Genomic DNA, 16,150 nt, shown 5'->3' with positions numbered 1-16,150 from the left:
ACGGGCCCAGGGCTACAGCTCGTCGGTGGCGGCGCGCCGGTTGCTGCGCACCGTGTCGCCGGGCTGGCGGTCGGGCACCGGCGGCGGGGTGCCGCCGAACTCCGGGCACAGCGCCTGATGGTCGCACCAGTCGCACAGCCGGCTGCGGCGCGCGCGCCACTCGCCGGTCTCCAGCGCCCGCTCGATCGCCGTCCACAGCGCCATCACCTTGCGCTCGGTGGCCAGCAGGTCGGCCTCGTCGGGGGCGTAACGCAGCACCTCGCCGCGCCCGCCCAGGTAGACCAGCTGCAGCAGCCGGGGCACCTGCCCGCGCAGCCGCCACAGCACCAGCGCGTAGAACTTCATCTGGAACAGCGCCTTGGCCTCGAAGTCGGGGCCGGGCGCGCTGCCCGTCTTGTAGTCGACCACCCGGACCTCGCCGGTGGGCGCCACGTCGAGCCGGTCGACGTAGCCCCGCAGCATCAGGCCGCCGTCGAGCACCGCCTGCACGTAGAGCTCGCGCTCGGCGGGCTCCAGCCGGGTCGGGTCCTCCAGCGTGAAGTAGCGCTCCAGCATCGCCCGCGCCTGCGCCAGCCACTCGGCCTGCTCGGCGTCGTCGGCGAACATCCGCGCGTACTGCTCGTCCTCCTGCAGCAGGCGCTGCCACTGCGGCTCCAGCAGCTCCAGCGCCGCCTGCACCGACCGGCGCGGCGCCGGCAGGTCGTAGAGCCGCTCCAGGACGGCGTGCACCACGGTGCCGCGCACGGCCGCGGGGGAGGGTTTCTCGGGCAGCTGGTCGATGACCCGGAACCGGTAGAGCAGGGGACAGGTCATGAAATCGCCTGCCCGGGACGGGGAGAGAGCTCCGATGATCACCGGTTCGGTCAACGTCATGCACCGCACTCTAGGTCAAGAGCCCGACAGAATAACCCTCGCCGGGACGAGGATCACGTGATCCGGCGCGTAGCATCGAGGCAGCAACAGCACGTAATGGACGTACGAGGAGTGCGGTGAGCGAGCAGAGCCCGCGTCAGGAGTTCCCCGGCCTTCGGATGGGGCGGCCCTTCGGCATCCCGGTGTACGTCTCCTGGACGTGGTTCATCGTCGCTGCCTTCATCACCGTCATGTTCGGCCCCCGCATGCGCGACATGCTGCCCGAGCTGGACAGCACCGTCGCCTACGCGGTGGCCTTCGTCTTCGCCGTGCTGCTCTACGTCTCGGTGCTGCTGCACGAGCTGGCCCACAGCGTGCTGGCCAAGATGTTCGGCCTGCCGGTGCGCCGGATCACCCTCTACTTCCTCGGCGGCGTGTCGGAGATCGAGAAGGAGCCGCCGACGCCGGGCAAGGAGTTCCTGGTCGCCGCCGCCGGGCCGGCCCTGTCGCTGGGCCTGGCCGGGCTCGGCCTGCTCGCCGACACGTACGTGATCAACGACGGCGGCATCGCCGAGGTGCTCATCTGGCAGCTGTGGGTGGCCAACCTCATCGTCGGCGTGTTCAACCTGCTGCCCGGCCTGCCGCTCGACGGCGGCCGGATGCTGCGCGCGGGCGTGTGGAAGCTGACCAGGAACCCCGGCTCCGGCACGGTCGTGGCCGCCTGGGGCGGGCGCGTGCTGGCCGTGCTGCTGGTCGTCCTGCCGTTCGCGACGTCGATGACGAGCGGGCAGGAGTTCGACCCGGTCGAGCTGCTGTGGCCGGTGGTGCTGGCCTCCTTCATCTGGATGGGCGCCACCCAGTCGCTGCGCGTGGCCCGCATCCGCGCCCGCATCCCGCAGGTCAACGCGCGCACGCTGGCCCGCAGGGCGATCCCGGTGGCGGCCGAGACGCCGCTGGCCGAGGCGCTGCGGCAGGCCGCCGAGCAGCGGGCGGGCGCCCTGGTGGTGGTCGACCACGACGGACGGCCGGTCGCCATCGTCAACGAGGCCGCCGTCCAGGCCACCCCCGAGCACCGGCGCCCCTGGGTCGACGTGGGCTCGCTGGCCAAGGCGCTCGAACCGACCATGGTGCTGGCTGCCGACCTGACCGGCGAGCCGCTCATCGACGCCATGCGCTCGGCCCCCGCGGGTGAGTACCTGCTGGTGGAGCAAGGCGGCGACATCTACGGCGTGCTCGCCACCGCCGACGTCAACCGCGTCTTCACCGGGGTCTGACATGCCCGGCGCGTTTGCGGCTAAGGTCTTGTCCGGCCACTTCCCGTAGCCCGGCGATTTCGATGCCAGGACGGCAGGCCGATAGTCTTCTGTTTGGCCGAACTTGCACAGTTGACGGGTTGGTCGTGGTCCACCGGTTCACCGAATCGAGACGCCTGGGCCGCGACACGGCGTCGTCGTCTGGGTATGCGTATGGCTGGTGGCCGGCACGGCAGTGCGGGTGCCGTAATACCGCCGGCTTCCGGGAGGAGAGTTGAGTGACCGAGCGCAGCGAGGGCACCGATGAGCGCAGCACGGTCGTCATGAGGGAGGGCGCATGAGCGGCCAGGGCTTCGGAGTGGTGCGTCCCCTTCCCGGCGACGGGCTGGTCGCCTACATCGGCGGCCTGCTGCTGGTGTGCGACGCGGGCGAGGCGGCCGCCGACGGCCTGATCGAGGCGCTGCGCGAGACGGCGGCCTCCGGCGGCGACGGCCGGGCGCTGGCCCGCCGCGCGGCGCAGGTGCTGGCCGCCAACATGGCGGGCGACCCGGCCACATGCGCGGTCGCCGGTCCCGTCGGCGGCGGCGTGGCCGTGCTGGTCAGCGGCTCGGCCTCGGCCTCGGTCAGCACCTCCGGCGGCGAGACGCGCCTGGCCGGCAGCGACTCCCTCACCTGGGCCGACCGGCTGATCAGCGGCCCGGTCGAGCGCGTCGAGCTCACCCTGCCCGGCGCCGGCAGTGCGCATCCCGCGGTCGGCTTCGAGGGCGGCGTCGTCCACGGCGGCGGCCTGATCGGCGACCTCACCGACCAGCCGTCGCACGTCCGTCCCCAGGGGCAGGCGGCCGACCGGTCCAGGCCGCTCACCAGTGAGATGCCCAACACGGCCCTGCACATGGAGCCCGACCTGGCGCCGCCGCCCGAGCGGCCTGCCGAGCGGCCAGTGGAGCGGCCCGTCGAGCGGCCTCCCTATCCGCTGGCCGACCAGCCGCCGATCGTCCAGGGTCCGCCCTCGGGCGCGCAGGCCGGCGTCCCGCACCCGGGCCCTCAGCCCGGTCCCCACTCCGGTCCTCACTCCGGCCCGCCGTCGCTGGACCAGCCGCCGTTCGGGCACGAGCAGCCGCCCTTCGGCCAGGAGCAGGCCCCGTTCGGGCACGAGCAGCCGCCCTACCTCCCGCCCCAGGACCAGCCTCCCTTCCTGCCCGTGCAGGAGCAGCCCCAGCCCGAGCCCCAGCAGCAGTTCCCGTCCTACGACGAGCTGCCGCCGTCCGGCAACGGCATGGCCGACCAGCAGCAGCACATGGGTCCGCCCGATCACTTCGACCAGCCGGCCCCGCCCGTGCTCGGCCCGCCGGAGCACTTCGACCACCCGGGGCCGCCGCCGCAGGAGCAGCAGCAGGGCGACCACGGCGACCGCCCGCTGGTCTACGGGGTCGACTGCAAGAACGACCACTTCAACGACCCGAGGGTGCCCTACTGCGCCGTCTGCGGCATCGCCCTGGTGCAGCGGACGCTGGTGCCGTACAAGGGGCCGCGGCCCTCGCTCGGGGTGCTCATCCTCGACGACGGCACGGCGCTGCCGCTGGAGAGCGACTACCTGCTGGGCCGTGACCCCGAGCGCGCGCCCGAGGTGGCGGGCGGCTCGGCCCGGCCCGCCAAGGTCACCAGCCCCGACGGCTCGGTCTCGCGCCGCCACCTGCGGGTGGCCCTCGACGGCTGGGACGTCAACCTGGTCGACCTGGGCTCGGTCAACGGCACCCAGATCCAGCCGCCCGGCGACCCCAACTTCTACGACATCCCGCCCAACGAGCCGGTCACCATCGCGCCCGGCACGACGGTCCGCGTGGGCGTCTCCCGCACGCTCCGCTTCGAGGCCCACCGGGGCTGATCCCGGCGCCTGTCCGCCCGCACCTCTTTCCCGGGGGTGCGGGCGTTCGTGTTTCCGGAAACCCTTTAGGAAATGCGTCTGGAATGTCCGATGGTAAATGGCTGAATGGGAATTGTCGGGGCCGGGGGAGGGGGTGGGTAAGGGTATTTCGTGGGCGCTGGGCGATATTTCGGGAAAAGTCAGGACCGGGCTCGCGGCCCTTTCCGAAAGAGGGATCCGGACCGTCCCAAAGGGGCGGCCGTGCCAATGGCACAGTCGTTCCGAGAGGGCGGGAAGTCCGGAAGGTGCAGTCGTTTCGAGGGGCGGGCGTTCCGAAGGTGGAGCCCGCCCTGAAGAGGTGGCAGACCCGAAGGTGCAGCCCGCCCTGAAGGGGCATGCAGGCCCGAAGGTGCAGGTGTTTCGAGGGGGTGGGGGTTCGGAAGGGGCGGTCCATGCCCGAAGGGGCGGGCGGTCCGGGAGGGTGGCTGGGGCTGGGGCTGGGGCTGGGGCTGGTGGTCAGGTGGGGCGGAAGGTGCGTACGCCGCGCAGCAGGCGCACGGCCGCCTCCAGGCCGCGGGCCCCCTCCACCGCCCGTCCCGCCGCCGTCGCGTATCGGCTGAGCAGGTGTTCGTCCCCCTCCTGGAACCCCCGTCCCGCCACCCACACGAACGTGTGGTCGCGGACCTGCGCCGGCACCGGCACGGCCAGGAACCCCGGCTCGCCCATCGTCTCGTCCCGCGCCAGCCGGAGCGACCCCTCCGCGGCGGCCAGCTCCTTCAGCACCCCGGACCCCGACAACCAGCGCCGAACCCGCAGCGGGTCTCCCGGCGGCGCGTGGACGTGCAGCGGACGGGCGTCCCGCCGCAGGACGTCCACGTGCACGAACCCCGCGTACGCGGTGCCCGCCACGGCCGCCGCGGCGCGCGCGAGCCGATCGATCACGTCGGCGACCTCCAGGCAGGAGAACGCGGTGATGAGTTCACGCATGGCGATATCGACACGGTTGTTTGGCATCGCGGTGATTCCCTCGGGTGGAGGGGGGAAGAGATCGCGCGGCCCGATCACGCGAAACTCCGAACGGTGCCCGGAGTATCACCCTCGACGCGGCTCTTGACTACCCCTCAACAGGAAATTGCGATTTTTCCGCATTTCGCAGGCAGGGCCGGTCGAGCCGTTCACGACGAGCGCAGCCGCACCCACTCCACGTCGTCCGCCCGCGTGCCGTCCGGCTTCGGGAACAGCTCCCGGTGCAGGCTCTCCCTGCTGAAACCGGCACGTTCCAGCACCGCGTGCGAGGCCGCGTTCACCACGTCGGTGCCCGCCACCACCCGGTGCAGTGCCGTGCGCGCGAACGCCCAGTCGACCAGCAGCCGCACCGCGCGGGTCATGAACCCCCTGCCGCGGAAATCCGGCACCAGCGAGTAGCCGATCATGGCCTGCCCGAGCACGGGGACGACCTGCATGAGCTGGAGGTGCCCGGCGAACGCGCCGGTGGCGGCGTCCCTGACCGCCAGTTCGATCCGCTGCCCGGTGACCCACCAGTAGCCGGTGCAGCGGCAGCGCTGCTCGTCCTCCTCCAGGGAGGCGGGCGGGGTCAGGGAGTAGGCGGTCACACTCGGGTCGCACATCATCCGGTGGTACTCCGGGGCGTCCTCCACCGAGAGCGGCACGAGCCGCACCACGCCGTCGGTCAGCTCGCCGCCGTCGAAGAAGGGCAGGTACGGCTCCTCGGCCGCCGCCGGCTCCCCGGCGATCCGGGCGAAGGACACCAGGTCGGCCCACCGCCCGTCGCGCAGCCGCTTGGCCTTGCGCCGCCGGCCCTCCTCGCGGAACCCGGCCCTGAGCGCGACCCTGAGGCTGGCCACGTTCTCCACCTCGGCCTGCAACTCCACCCGGTGCACACCCTGGTCGGTGAGCCAGTCGGACACCGCTCTGGCGGCCCGGGCGGCCACGCCCCTGCCGCGCGCCCACGGCGCCACCACGTAGCCGATCTCGGCCGTGCCCCAGCGGTCGGGCGGGCGGACCCCGATCGCGCCGGCGTACCGGCCGTCCTCGGTGACGGCCCACTCCGCGCCGCCCGACGCCCACTTGTCCTCGGCGAACTTCAGGTAGGCGCGGGCGTCCTCGATCCGGTACGGCGACGGCAGCAGCGGCAGATGCCGGGCGGTGACGGGATCGTTCATCATGCGCGCGATCGCCTCTGCGTCGGGGTCGGCGGGCATTCGCAGGATCAGGGGACCGGTGGAGATCACGTCGCGCGGGAGCATCCCCCATAGATACCGCGCGTCCGCGCGCGTGAGAAACCCATATAACCTTGCCGCCATGGGTTTCCGCAGGCATGGGCCGTTCCAGGCAGGGGATCAGGTGCAGCTCACCGACCCCAAGAACAAGCGCCACACGATCACTCTCAAGCAGGACGGCGTCTTCCACACGCACAAGGGCGCCATCCCGCACAGCGAGCTGATCGGGCAGCCTGAAGGCTCCGTCGTGCGGTCCTCCGGCGGCACCGCCTACCTCGCCTTCCGCCACCTGCTCCAGGACTACACGCTCGCGATGCCGCGCGGCGCGGCCGTCATCTACCCCAAGGACGCCTCGATGATCGTCGGCATGGCCGACGTCTTCCCCGGCGCCCGGGTGATCGAGGCCGGGGTAGGCTCCGGCGCCCTGACCTGCTTCCTGCTGCGCGCCGTCGGCCCCGAGGGCCACGTCACCTCCTACGAGCGCCGCGAGGAGTTCTCCGAGGTGGCCCGCAAGAACGTGGAGAAGTTCTTCGGCGACCCGATGGAGGACAACTGGCGCCTGGTCGTCGGCGACCTGGTCTCCTCGATCGACGAGGCCGACGTCGACCGCGTCATCCTCGACATGCTGGCCCCGTGGGAGTGCGTCGACGCCGCCGCCAAGGCCCTCACGCCGGGCGGCGTCATCTGCTGCTATGTCGCCACCACCACCCAGATGTCCAAGACCGTGGAGGCCATTCGCGATCACGGGTGTTTCACCGAGCCTCATGCGTGGGAGACCCTGGTTCGCGACTGGCATGTCGAAGGGCTCGCGGTTCGTCCCGATCATCGGATGATCGGCCACACCGGCTTCCTCGTCAGCGCCCGCCGCATGGCAGACGGAGTGACGCCGCCGCCGCGACGCCGCCGACCGAAGGGAACCACCGAGGAACTATGACAATTTGGCCACGAGGGTGCGTTGGTGCGTGACACGGGAACAGATCGCCGTGTTCATATGCTGGGAGTATTAAACGCACCATTGGGGATTATTCACCGAATACTGCATGTCACTCGACGAACACTGCCCGGCCAGGTTACGGAGGGGCCCGAGATAGGTAAGGTCCTTAGTAGTCGCCCTCGACTGGGAAGGAGGTGACGGGGCGTGGCAGCTCGCGATGATGCTGAGGCTCGAGCCGCGCAGCGCGAACGGGAGGTCGCTGATCTTTCAACACAGGTCTCCTTCCTCCAGGAGGAGATCACCGCGCTGAGGCGGAAGCTGGCCGAGTCACCCCGTCAGGCCAGAGTCCTCGAAGAACGTCTCCATGAGGCACAGGCGAATCTCGCGGCCGTGACAGGCCAGAACGAGCGCCTGGTGGCCACACTCAAGGAGGCCCGGGACCAGATCGTCGCTCTCAAGGAGGAGGTCGACCGGCTGGCGCAGCCGCCGTCCGGCTTCGGCACCTTTCTTGAAGCCCGAGAAGACGGCACGATCGAGGTGTTCACCGGAGGGCGCAAGCTCCGGGTGAACGTCAGCCCCGCCGTCGACGTCGACTCGCTGAGGCGTGGCCAGGAGGTCATGCTCAACGAAGCACTCAACGTGGTCGAGGCGCTCGGCTACGAAGAGGTCGGCGAGATCGTCATGCTCAAGGAACTGCTGGACGAGGGCAAGCGGGCCCTGGTCATCTCGCACGCCGACGAGGAGCGCGTCGTGCGACTGGCCGACTCGCTGGTCGGCCAGCCCATCAGGGCCGGTGACTCGCTCCTGCTCGAACCCCGCTCCGGCTACGTCTACGAGCGCATACCCAAGTCCGAAGTCGAAGAGCTCGTGCTCGAGGAGGTCCCCGACATCTCCTACGAGGAGATCGGCGGGCTCATGCGGCAGATCGAGCAGATCAGGGACGCCATCGAGCTGCCCTACCTGCACGCCGACCTGTTCCGCGAGCACAAACTCCGTCCCCCGAAGGGCGTGCTGCTCTACGGCCCGCCCGGCTGCGGCAAGACGCTCATCGCCAAGGCGGTCGCCAACTCCCTGGCCAAGCAGGTCGCGGAGAAGACCGGCCAGTCCGGCAAGAGCTTCTTCCTCAACATCAAGGGCCCGGAGCTGCTCAACAAGTACGTCGGCGAGACCGAGCGGCACATCCGCCTGGTCTTCCAGCGGGCCCGTGAGAAGGCCTCCGAGGGCACCCCGGTGATCGTGTTCTTCGACGAGATGGACTCGATCTTCCGCACCCGAGGCTCCGGCGTCTCGTCCGACGTGGAGAACACCATCGTCCCTCAGCTGCTGTCGGAGATCGACGGCGTCGAGGGCCTGGAGAACGTCATCGTGATCGGCGCCTCCAACCGCGAGGACATGATCGACCCCGCGATCCTGCGGCCGGGCCGCCTGGACGTGAAGATCAAGATCGAGCGGCCCGACGCCGAGGCGGCCAAGGACATCTTCTCCAAGTACCTGCTGGCCGAGCTTCCCCTGCACCCCGACGATCTGTCCGAGCACGGCGACTCTCGCGAGGCGACCATCCACGGCATGATCCAGAGTGTGGTGGAGCGCATGTACACCGAGAGCGAGGAGAACCGCTTCCTCGAGGTGACCTACGCCAACGGTGACAAGGAAGTCCTCTACTTCAAGGACTTCAACTCCGGCGCGATGATCCAGAACATCGTCGACCGGGGCAAGAAGATGGCCATCAAGCAGTTCCTGGAGAGCGGTCAGAAGGGCCTGCGGGTGCAACACCTGCTCACCGCCTGCGTCGACGAGTTCTCCGAGAACGAAGACCTGCCCAACACCACCAACCCCGACGACTGGGCCCGCATCTCCGGCAAGAAGGGCGAGCGGATCGTCTACATCCGCACGCTGGTCTCCGGCAAGCAGGGCACCGAGGCCGGCCGTTCGATCGACACGGTCGCCAACACCGGCCAGTACCTGTAGGGAACGTCTGGAAAGGGCCGCGCGGCCGTCCGCGCGGCCCTTTCCATGCCCACCGGGGGAGATGGGCACGTCGGCTTCCTGAGAGGAAGGCCGCGACACGCCTCATCCGGCGTACAAGCCGCCCCGGCGAGGCGCACACTGGGGCCTGTGACCGTCCGTAAACGGGTGGACGTCCGCGTCGAAGGCGTCGTCCAGGGCGTGGGATTCCGCCCCTTCGTGTATTCGCTGGCCAGCAGGCTCGGCCTGGCCGGCCGCGTGCGCAACGACGTCGAGGGGGTGTTCATCGAGGTCGAGGGCGCCCTGGCCGGGGTCGAGGAGTTCCTGACCGCGCTGGAGCGCGACGCGCCCGCCCTGTCGGAGATCGAGAGCGTCACCGTCGTCAGCGGCGCGCCCGCCGGCCACCGGGGCTTCAGCATCGCCGCCGGCGACCCGGCCGGCCCGCGCCGCGCCCTCGTCCCGGCCGACCTCGCCACCTGCGACGACTGCCTGCGCGAGCTGGCCGACCCGGCAGGCCGCCGCCACCGCTACCCGTTCATCGCCTGCGCCAACTGCGGGCCGCGCTTCACCGTCGTGCGCGGCGTGCCCTACGACCGGCTGCTGACCACCATGGCCGGGTTCGCGATGTGCGCCGGCTGCTCGGCCGAGTACCACGACCCCGGCGATCGCCACTTCCGCGCCGAGTCCACCTGCTGTCCGGCCTGCGGCCCGTCCCTGCGCCTGCTGGACGCCCGCGGCGCCGAGCTGTGCGGCGACCCGGTCAGCGCCTGCGCGACCCTGCTGCGGGCCGGCCGCGTCGTCGCCGTCAAGGGGCTGGGCGGGTTCCACCTGGCCGTGCCCGCCGCCCACCAGGAGGCCGCCGCGGCGCTGCGGGCCCGCAAGCACCGCGCGGAGAAGCCGTTCGCCGTCATGGTCGCCGACCTCGACCAGGCCCGCCGGCTGTGCGCGGTCGACGGGCAGGGCGCCGCGCTGCTCACCGGCCGCGCGCGCCCGATCGTGCTGCTGCCCCGGCTGCCCGGCGCGCCCGTCGCCGACGCCGTCGCGCCCGGCAGCCGCGACCTCGGCCTGATGCTGCCCTGCACGCCGCTGCACCACCTGCTGCTCGCGGAGCTGGCCGAGCCCATGGTCCTGACCAGCGGCAGCGTCGGCGACGAGCCCCTCGCCTACGAGGACGCCGACGCGGTCACCCGGCTCGGCGGCATCGCCGACGCCTTCCTGGTCCACGACCGGGCCATCCACGTGCCCGCCGACGACTCGGTGCTGCGCCCCTGGTCCGGCGGGCACACCGTGCTGCGCCGCGCCCGCGGCCACGCGCCCGAGCCGCTCACGCTGCGCCGTCCCGCGCCCCGCCCGGTGCTGGCCTGCGGCGCCGAGCTGCGCAGCACCTTCTGCCTGGTACGCGGCCGGCGCGCGTTCCTGTCCCAGCACATCGGCGACCTGGACGACCAGGAGACCCTGCGCTCCTTCGTCGAGGGCATCGACCACTTCTGCGGCCTGTTCGACATCCGTCCCGAGGTCGTCGCCCACGACCTCGACCCCGGCTACCTGTCCACCAGGCACGCCCTGGAGCTGACCGGCGTCGAGCTGGTCGGCGTCCAGCACCACCACGCCCACATCGCCTCCTGCCTGGCCGACAACGGCGAGACGGGCCCGGTGATCGGCGTGGCCCTCGACGGCCCCGGCCATGGCCTCGACGGCACGCTGTGGGGTGGCGAGTTCCTGCATGCCGACCTGACCTCCTGCCACCGGCTCGGCCACCTGGCCCTGGTCCCGATGCCCGGCGGCGCCGCCGCGGTCCGCCAGCCGTGGCGCATGGCCGCCGCCTACCTGCGCGACGAGCACCCCGGCCTGGACGTCGTCCGCCGCAACGCCGCCCACTGGCCCGACGTGCTCGCCCGGACCCGCACCGGGCTGGGCGCGCCCATGACCTCCAGCGCCGGGCCGCTGTTCGACGCCGTCTCGGCGCTGCTCGGCATCCGGGACGCCGTCACCTACGAGGGGCAGGCGGCCGCCGAGCTCGAACAGCGCGCCGACCCGGCCGAGAGCGGCTCGTACCCGGCGACCATCACCGAGGGCGACCTGCTCGTCGTGCACGCCGCCGACCTCGTCCGGGCCGCCGCCGCCGACGTCGCGGCCGGGGTGGCCACCGGCTCGATCGCGGGCCGCTTCCACAACGGCGTGGCCGACGCCGTCGTGCGCTGCTGCGTCATGCTCAGGGACGGCACCGGCCTGAACACCGTGGCGCTGTCGGGCTCGGTGCTGCAGAACGCGCTGCTGCTGGAAAGGGCCGTCGAGCGCCTGCGCGGGGCCGGGTTCCGGGTGCTCACCCACACCCGGGTGCCGCCCGGCGACGGCGGCCTCAGCCTCGGCCAGGCCGCCGTGGCCGCCGCCCGCGACCGGTCCGCGTGACATGCGGCCGGGCGCGCCCGCCAGGTGCCGGGGAACGCCGCCCGGCCCGTCCTAGCATGGCGATCATGCATTTCTTCAACCCCGGCCGCACGCCCTACGCCGAACGCGACCGTGAGCTGATCGGTGTGGAGCACGCCCGGCTGGCCCGCGCCCACTTCGGCCGGCACCCGGCCTACCGGCCCACGCCCGTGCACACCCTGACCGATCTGGCCGGGGCGGGCACCGTGCACGTCAAGGACGAGAGCGGCCGCATGGGCCTGGGCAGCTTCAAGGCGCTCGGCGGGGCCTACGCCGTGCACCGGCTGTCCGAACGCGACGGCGGCGGCACCACGTACGTCTGCGCCAGCGCCGGCAACCACGGCATCTCGGTCGCGGCCGGGGCCAGGGAGCTCGGCGCGCACTGCGTCGTCTACCTCAACGAGCAGGTGCCCGAGCCGTTCGCGCACCGGCTGCGCGCCCTGGACGCCGAGGTCCGCCGCGAGGGCGGCGACTACGACGCCAGCCTGGCCGCCGCCCTGCACGCCTCCCAGGAGCACGGCTGGCGCCTGGTCGCCGACACCTCCTGGGAGGGCTACGACGACATCCCCCTGGACGTGATGCGCGGCTACACCGTCCTGTTCGACGAGATCGAGATCCCGCCCACCCACGTGTTCGTGCAGGCCGGGGTGGGCGGGCTGGCCGCCGCCGCGGCCGGGTACACGCGCGACCGCTGGGGCGAGCAGCCGAGGATCGTCGTGGTCGAGCCCGACGGCGCGCCCTGCCTGCTGGAGAGCGCCCGCGCGGGACGGCCGGTGCACGCGACCGGTTCGCCCACGCGCCTGGGCAGGCTCGACTGCCTGGAGCCGTCCCTGATCGCCTTCGACCTGCTGAGCCGCCAGGCCGACCTGTTCGTCACCGTGGCCGACGAGCAGGCCGCCGAGGCCGCCGCGCTGCTGGCCGAGCGCGGGGTGGCCCTGTCGGAGTGCGGCGCGGCGGGGGCCGCCGGGCTGCTCGCCCTCGACCCGGGCACCCGCGAGGCGATCGCGCTCGGCCCGGCCGCACGCGTGTTGCTGGTGGGAACAGAGGGACCCGTGGAACCAAAGTGATCAGCGGGTCGTCAAAAGGGCGTGCATCAAGCTAACCGGCCAAAGCATGCTCGGGGAGACGGCCGGTTGGCCGAGCTCGACCTGCTGCGTTTCCTCGCCGCCCTGGCGGTCGTCGCCTTCCACTACCTGGTGGCCTTCGCCTCGGTCTGGGGGGCCAGGCCCGCCGCGCTGTTCCCCGCGCTGGCGCCCTTCGCCGGGCTGGGCATCCTCGGCGTCGAGCTGTTCTTCGTCATCAGCGGGTTCGTCATCCTCATGACGGTGTGGGGGAGGGGGCTCGGGGCGTTCGCCCGGTCGCGGCTGGTGCGGCTCTACCCGGCGTACTGGCTGAGCCTCGGCGCGGTGGCGGCCCTGTACGGTCTGACCGGCGCCACCGCGCTGGACCCAAAACTTTCACCAGGCCAGTACCTGGTGAACGCCACCATGTTCCAGCGGCTGTTCAAGGTGGCCGACGCCAGCGGCGTCTACTGGTCGCTCTGGGCCGAGCTGCGCTTCTACCTGCTGATCGCGATCCTGGTGATCGCCGGTGTCACGTACGGGCGCGTGCTGGTCTTCTCGGGCGTCTGGCTGGCCGCCGCGCTGGCCGCCAGATTCGTGGAGAACGATCTGCTGAAGGAGATCGTCATGCCCGACTACGCCCCCTACTTCGTCGCCGGCATGGCCCTCTATCTCATCCACCAGAACCGCAAGGCCCTGCTCCCGTGGCTGTACGTCGCCGCCGGATACGCCATGGCCATTCCCGCCGCGCTGGACCGCGTGCAACGCCGCATCGACGCCGCCGGGTTCAAGAACATGCCCGTCACCGACACCAGCGTGATCGTCACCATCACCCTGATCTTCGCCGCCATGGCCCTGGTCGCCCTCGGCCTCATCCGTCTCAAGCCGTCCAGGACGCTCACCGCGCTGGGCGCCACCACTTACCCGCTTTACCTCTTCCATGGGGTCACCGCGGCGGCGCTCATCCCGCTGCTCACCGGCGACCTGCCCCCCTGGGCGGTGGCCCTGGTCACGACGCTGGCCGCCGTCGTGCTGTCGTATCTGATCTACTCCTTTGCCGAACGGCCGATCCAGCGACTCCTCAAGCCCCGCAGATCACCGCAAACCACAACAAGCTCCGCCGTACAGATTCAGAAGGCGTCGGTGCCATAACTCTGTGGCCTCGGGGCACTGTGAAGGGCATAGGCTCGGGCATATAAACGGCGGATAGGCAGATCCGGACGAACAGAGGGTGTTGCATGACGGTGCGTCGGGTGATGGGCATCGAGACCGAATACGGCATCTCCGTACCAGGTCAGCCAGGCGCCAACGCGATGGTGACCTCCTCCCAGGTCGTGAACGCCTACCTGGCCGCCTCGGCGGCCCGCGCGCGCAGAGCGCGATGGGACTTCGAGGAGGAGAACCCGCTGCGCGACGCGCGCGGCTTCGACCTGGCCCGCGAGGTCGCCGATCCCAGCCAGCTCACCGACGAGGACCTCGGGCTGGCCAACGTCATCCTCACCAACGGGGCCAGGCTCTACGTCGACCACGCCCACCCGGAGTACTCCTCGCCGGAGTGCACCAACCCACGGGCCGCGGTCATCTGGGACAAGGCCGGCGAGCGCGTGATGTACGACGCGGCCACCCGCGCCTCGGCGATCCCGTCCAACGCGCCGATCCAGCTCTACAAGAACAACACCGACGCCAAGGGCGCCTCCTACGGCTGCCACGAGAACTACCTGATGCGGCGGGCCACGCCGTTCGCCGACATCGTCCGGCACCTGACGCCGTTCTTCGTCTCGCGGCAGGTCGTCACCGGCGCGGGCAAGGTCGGCATCGGCCAGGACTCCCGGGGCGAGGGCTTCCAGATCAGCCAGCGCGCCGACTTCTTCGAGGTCGAGGTGGGCCTGGAGACCACGCTCAAGCGGCCCATCATCAACACCCGCGACGAGCCGCACGCCGACCCCGAGAAGTACCGCCGGCTGCACGTGATCATCGGCGACGCCAACATGTCGGAGATCTCCACCTATCTCAAGCTCGGCTCCACCGCGCTCGTCCTGGCCATGATCGAGGAGGGCTTCCTGACCCGCGACCTGGCCGTGGAGAACCCCGTCCAGTCGCTGCGGGCGGTCAGCCACGACCCGACCTGCCGCTACGAGATCCCGATGCGCGACGGCCGCAGGCTCACCGCCGTGCAGCTCCAGATGGAGTACCTGGAGCAGGCCCGCAAGTACGTCGAGGAACGCGGCACCGCCCAGGACGAGATGAACAAGGACGTCCTCGACCGCTGGGAGTCCGTGCTCACGCGCCTGGCCGAGGACCCGATGCAGCTCTCGCGCGAGCTCGACTGGGTCGCCAAGCTGGAGCTGCTGGAGGGCTACCGCACCCGCGACAGCCTGCCCTGGTCCCACCCGCGGCTGCAGCTCGTCGACCTCCAGTACTCCGACATCCGCCCCGACCGCGGCCTGTACAACCGGCTCGTGGCGCGCGGGCGCATGCAGCGCCTGATCAGCGAGGAGGAGGTCGAGCGCGCGATCGAGCTGCCGCCGACCGACACCCGCGCCTACTTCCGCGGGCGCTGCCTGAGCCAGTACAGCGAGTCGGTGGCCGCCGCCTCCTGGGACTCGGTGATCTTCGACATCCCCGGCCGGGAGTCCCTGCAGCGCGTGCCCACGCTCGAACCGCTGCGCGGCACCAAGGCCCACGTCGGCGAGCTCTTCGACCGCTGCCGCACCGCGGCCGAGCTGGTCGCGGCGCTGACCGGCACCGGGGAGTAGCCGGGGCCCCGGGCCGTCCCGGGGCTCACAGCAGACCGATGCCGAGCGTCAGCGTGCCCGCGGCCAGCGAGGCGCCGCCCACCGCGGTCAGCCAGATCAGCCGGTTCGGCTTGGTGTCGCGCGGACGCAGCACCGACAGGAAGAAGCCCAGCGGCATCAGGATGGGCGCGGCCACGATGAGCGTGCGCGTCAGCGCCTTCACGCCTTCGGACAGGCTCGCCTGGTCCACGTACACCATCGCGACCAGGCTGAACAGCACCAGGACGCCCGCATGCGCGTGCCCGGCCCGCCACAGGCCCCTGCGGACGGGGTTGTCCAGATAGCCCGGCTCGTTGCGCATGAGGAAACGCAGCAGCGTCACGCCGCCGAACGCGACGCCGGGGACTGTGATGAGGAGCACACCTGCGGTGTGCAGCGACGAAGGCGACATGTCGGGATCTCCTTGTGTATAGGTGGATCCATTATTGGATAGGAGTGCTATCCAGTCAAGCCGCCAAGATCGCAGGGCGTTCGACGCGAAATGTCGTCCGGTTCGGGGAAGATATGCCTTAGAGGCAGTCCCCCAAGCGGAGGTAGGACATGGCAACCAAGGACACCGGCGGGCAGAAGCAGACCGGCCGGCGTGAGGCCGAAGTTGAGGAGACCGAGGCCTCGGCGGCGCCGGACGTGCAGGAGCGACAGGAGAAGCTCACTGACGATGTGGACGCGATCCTGGACGAAATCGACGAAGTGCTCGAAGAGAACGCAGAGGAATTCGTGCGTTCCTATGTGCAAAAGGGTGGCGAGTAGGGCCAGTAG

General features: G+C 71.1%; 13 protein-coding genes. 9 read left to right on the top strand and 4 right to left on the bottom strand.

Annotated elements, in window-relative coordinates:
- Positions 1-12: 12 nt before the first annotated feature.
- On the bottom strand, positions 13-873 hold the full coding sequence (locus ACIBQ6_RS38045; protein ID WP_352364040.1) for a RecB family exonuclease: 861 nt from the start codon (positions 871-873) through the stop codon (positions 13-15).
- A gap of 116 nt (positions 874-989) precedes the next feature.
- On the opposite strand from ACIBQ6_RS38045, the gene ACIBQ6_RS38040 reads away from it, so the two are divergent.
- Both ACIBQ6_RS38040 and ACIBQ6_RS38035 read left to right on the top strand, forming a co-directional pair.
- The gene (locus tag ACIBQ6_RS38040) at positions 990-2,126 is read left to right on the top strand and encodes a site-2 protease family protein (RefSeq protein ID WP_397218025.1); all 1,137 of its coding nucleotides are present in this window, start codon (positions 990-992) and stop codon (positions 2,124-2,126) included.
- 316 nt (positions 2,127-2,442) lie between these two features.
- Complete coding sequence (locus ACIBQ6_RS38035; RefSeq protein WP_358299006.1) at positions 2,443-3,990, top strand: FHA domain-containing protein; 1,548 nt, start codon at positions 2,443-2,445, stop codon at positions 3,988-3,990.
- Between the two features lie 495 nt (positions 3,991-4,485).
- On the opposite strand, the gene ACIBQ6_RS38030 is transcribed toward ACIBQ6_RS38035, so the two are convergent.
- Positions 4,486-4,956, bottom strand: a complete 471-nt coding sequence (locus tag ACIBQ6_RS38030; RefSeq protein ID WP_352364046.1) for a hypothetical protein — start codon at positions 4,954-4,956, stop codon at positions 4,486-4,488.
- 188 nt (positions 4,957-5,144) lie between these two features.
- A complete protein-coding gene (locus ACIBQ6_RS38025; protein ID WP_397218023.1) occupies positions 5,145-6,236 on the bottom strand; it encodes a GNAT family N-acetyltransferase in 1,092 nt (363 codons plus the stop codon).
- A 55-nt stretch (positions 6,237-6,291) separates the two neighbouring features.
- Here ACIBQ6_RS38025 and ACIBQ6_RS38020 point away from each other — a divergent pair, with 55 nt between their 5' ends.
- From ACIBQ6_RS38020 to dop, 6 genes are all read left to right on the top strand, one after another.
- Positions 6,292-7,143, top strand: coding sequence for a tRNA (adenine-N1)-methyltransferase (locus tag ACIBQ6_RS38020; protein WP_352326892.1), 852 nt, complete (start codon positions 6,292-6,294; stop codon positions 7,141-7,143).
- Between the two features lie 204 nt (positions 7,144-7,347).
- Positions 7,348-9,111 carry a proteasome ATPase gene (gene arc / locus ACIBQ6_RS38015; RefSeq protein WP_357706964.1) on the top strand — a complete coding sequence of 588 codons (1,764 nt, stop codon included), beginning with the start codon at positions 7,348-7,350 and terminating at the stop codon, positions 9,109-9,111.
- 147 nt (positions 9,112-9,258) lie between these two features.
- Positions 9,259-11,517 carry a carbamoyltransferase HypF gene (hypF, locus tag ACIBQ6_RS38010; RefSeq protein WP_397218021.1) on the top strand — a complete coding sequence of 753 codons (2,259 nt, stop codon included), beginning with the start codon at positions 9,259-9,261 and terminating at the stop codon, positions 11,515-11,517.
- 65 nt (positions 11,518-11,582) lie between these two features.
- Entirely contained in the window at positions 11,583-12,602 is a 1,020-nt protein-coding gene (locus ACIBQ6_RS38005; protein WP_397218019.1) for a pyridoxal-phosphate dependent enzyme, read from the top strand.
- A 66-nt stretch (positions 12,603-12,668) separates the two neighbouring features.
- On the top strand, positions 12,669-13,748 hold the full coding sequence (locus tag ACIBQ6_RS38000; RefSeq protein ID WP_358299018.1) for an acyltransferase: 1,080 nt from the start codon (positions 12,669-12,671) through the stop codon (positions 13,746-13,748).
- 86 nt (positions 13,749-13,834) lie between these two features.
- On the top strand, positions 13,835-15,352 hold the full coding sequence (gene dop, locus ACIBQ6_RS37995; protein WP_358299020.1) for a depupylase/deamidase Dop: 1,518 nt from the start codon (positions 13,835-13,837) through the stop codon (positions 15,350-15,352).
- 25 nt (positions 15,353-15,377) lie between these two features.
- On the opposite strand, the gene ACIBQ6_RS37990 is transcribed toward dop, so the two are convergent.
- Positions 15,378-15,782 (bottom strand): hypothetical protein, encoded by a 405-nt coding sequence (locus ACIBQ6_RS37990; protein WP_352327589.1) that lies wholly within the window; start codon positions 15,780-15,782, stop codon positions 15,378-15,380.
- 149 nt (positions 15,783-15,931) lie between these two features.
- Between ACIBQ6_RS37990 and ACIBQ6_RS37985 the strand changes: the two genes are divergently transcribed.
- Positions 15,932-16,141, top strand: a complete 210-nt coding sequence (locus tag ACIBQ6_RS37985) for a ubiquitin-like protein Pup (protein ID WP_132622197.1) — start codon at positions 15,932-15,934, stop codon at positions 16,139-16,141.
- Positions 16,142-16,150 lie beyond the last annotated feature (9 nt).

The organism is Nonomuraea sp. NPDC049655, assembly GCF_044465465.1.
In the GTDB taxonomy this organism is placed as follows: Bacteria; Actinomycetota; Actinomycetes; order Streptosporangiales; family Streptosporangiaceae; genus Nonomuraea.
This window is presented reverse-complemented; position numbering and strand designations above follow the sequence as displayed.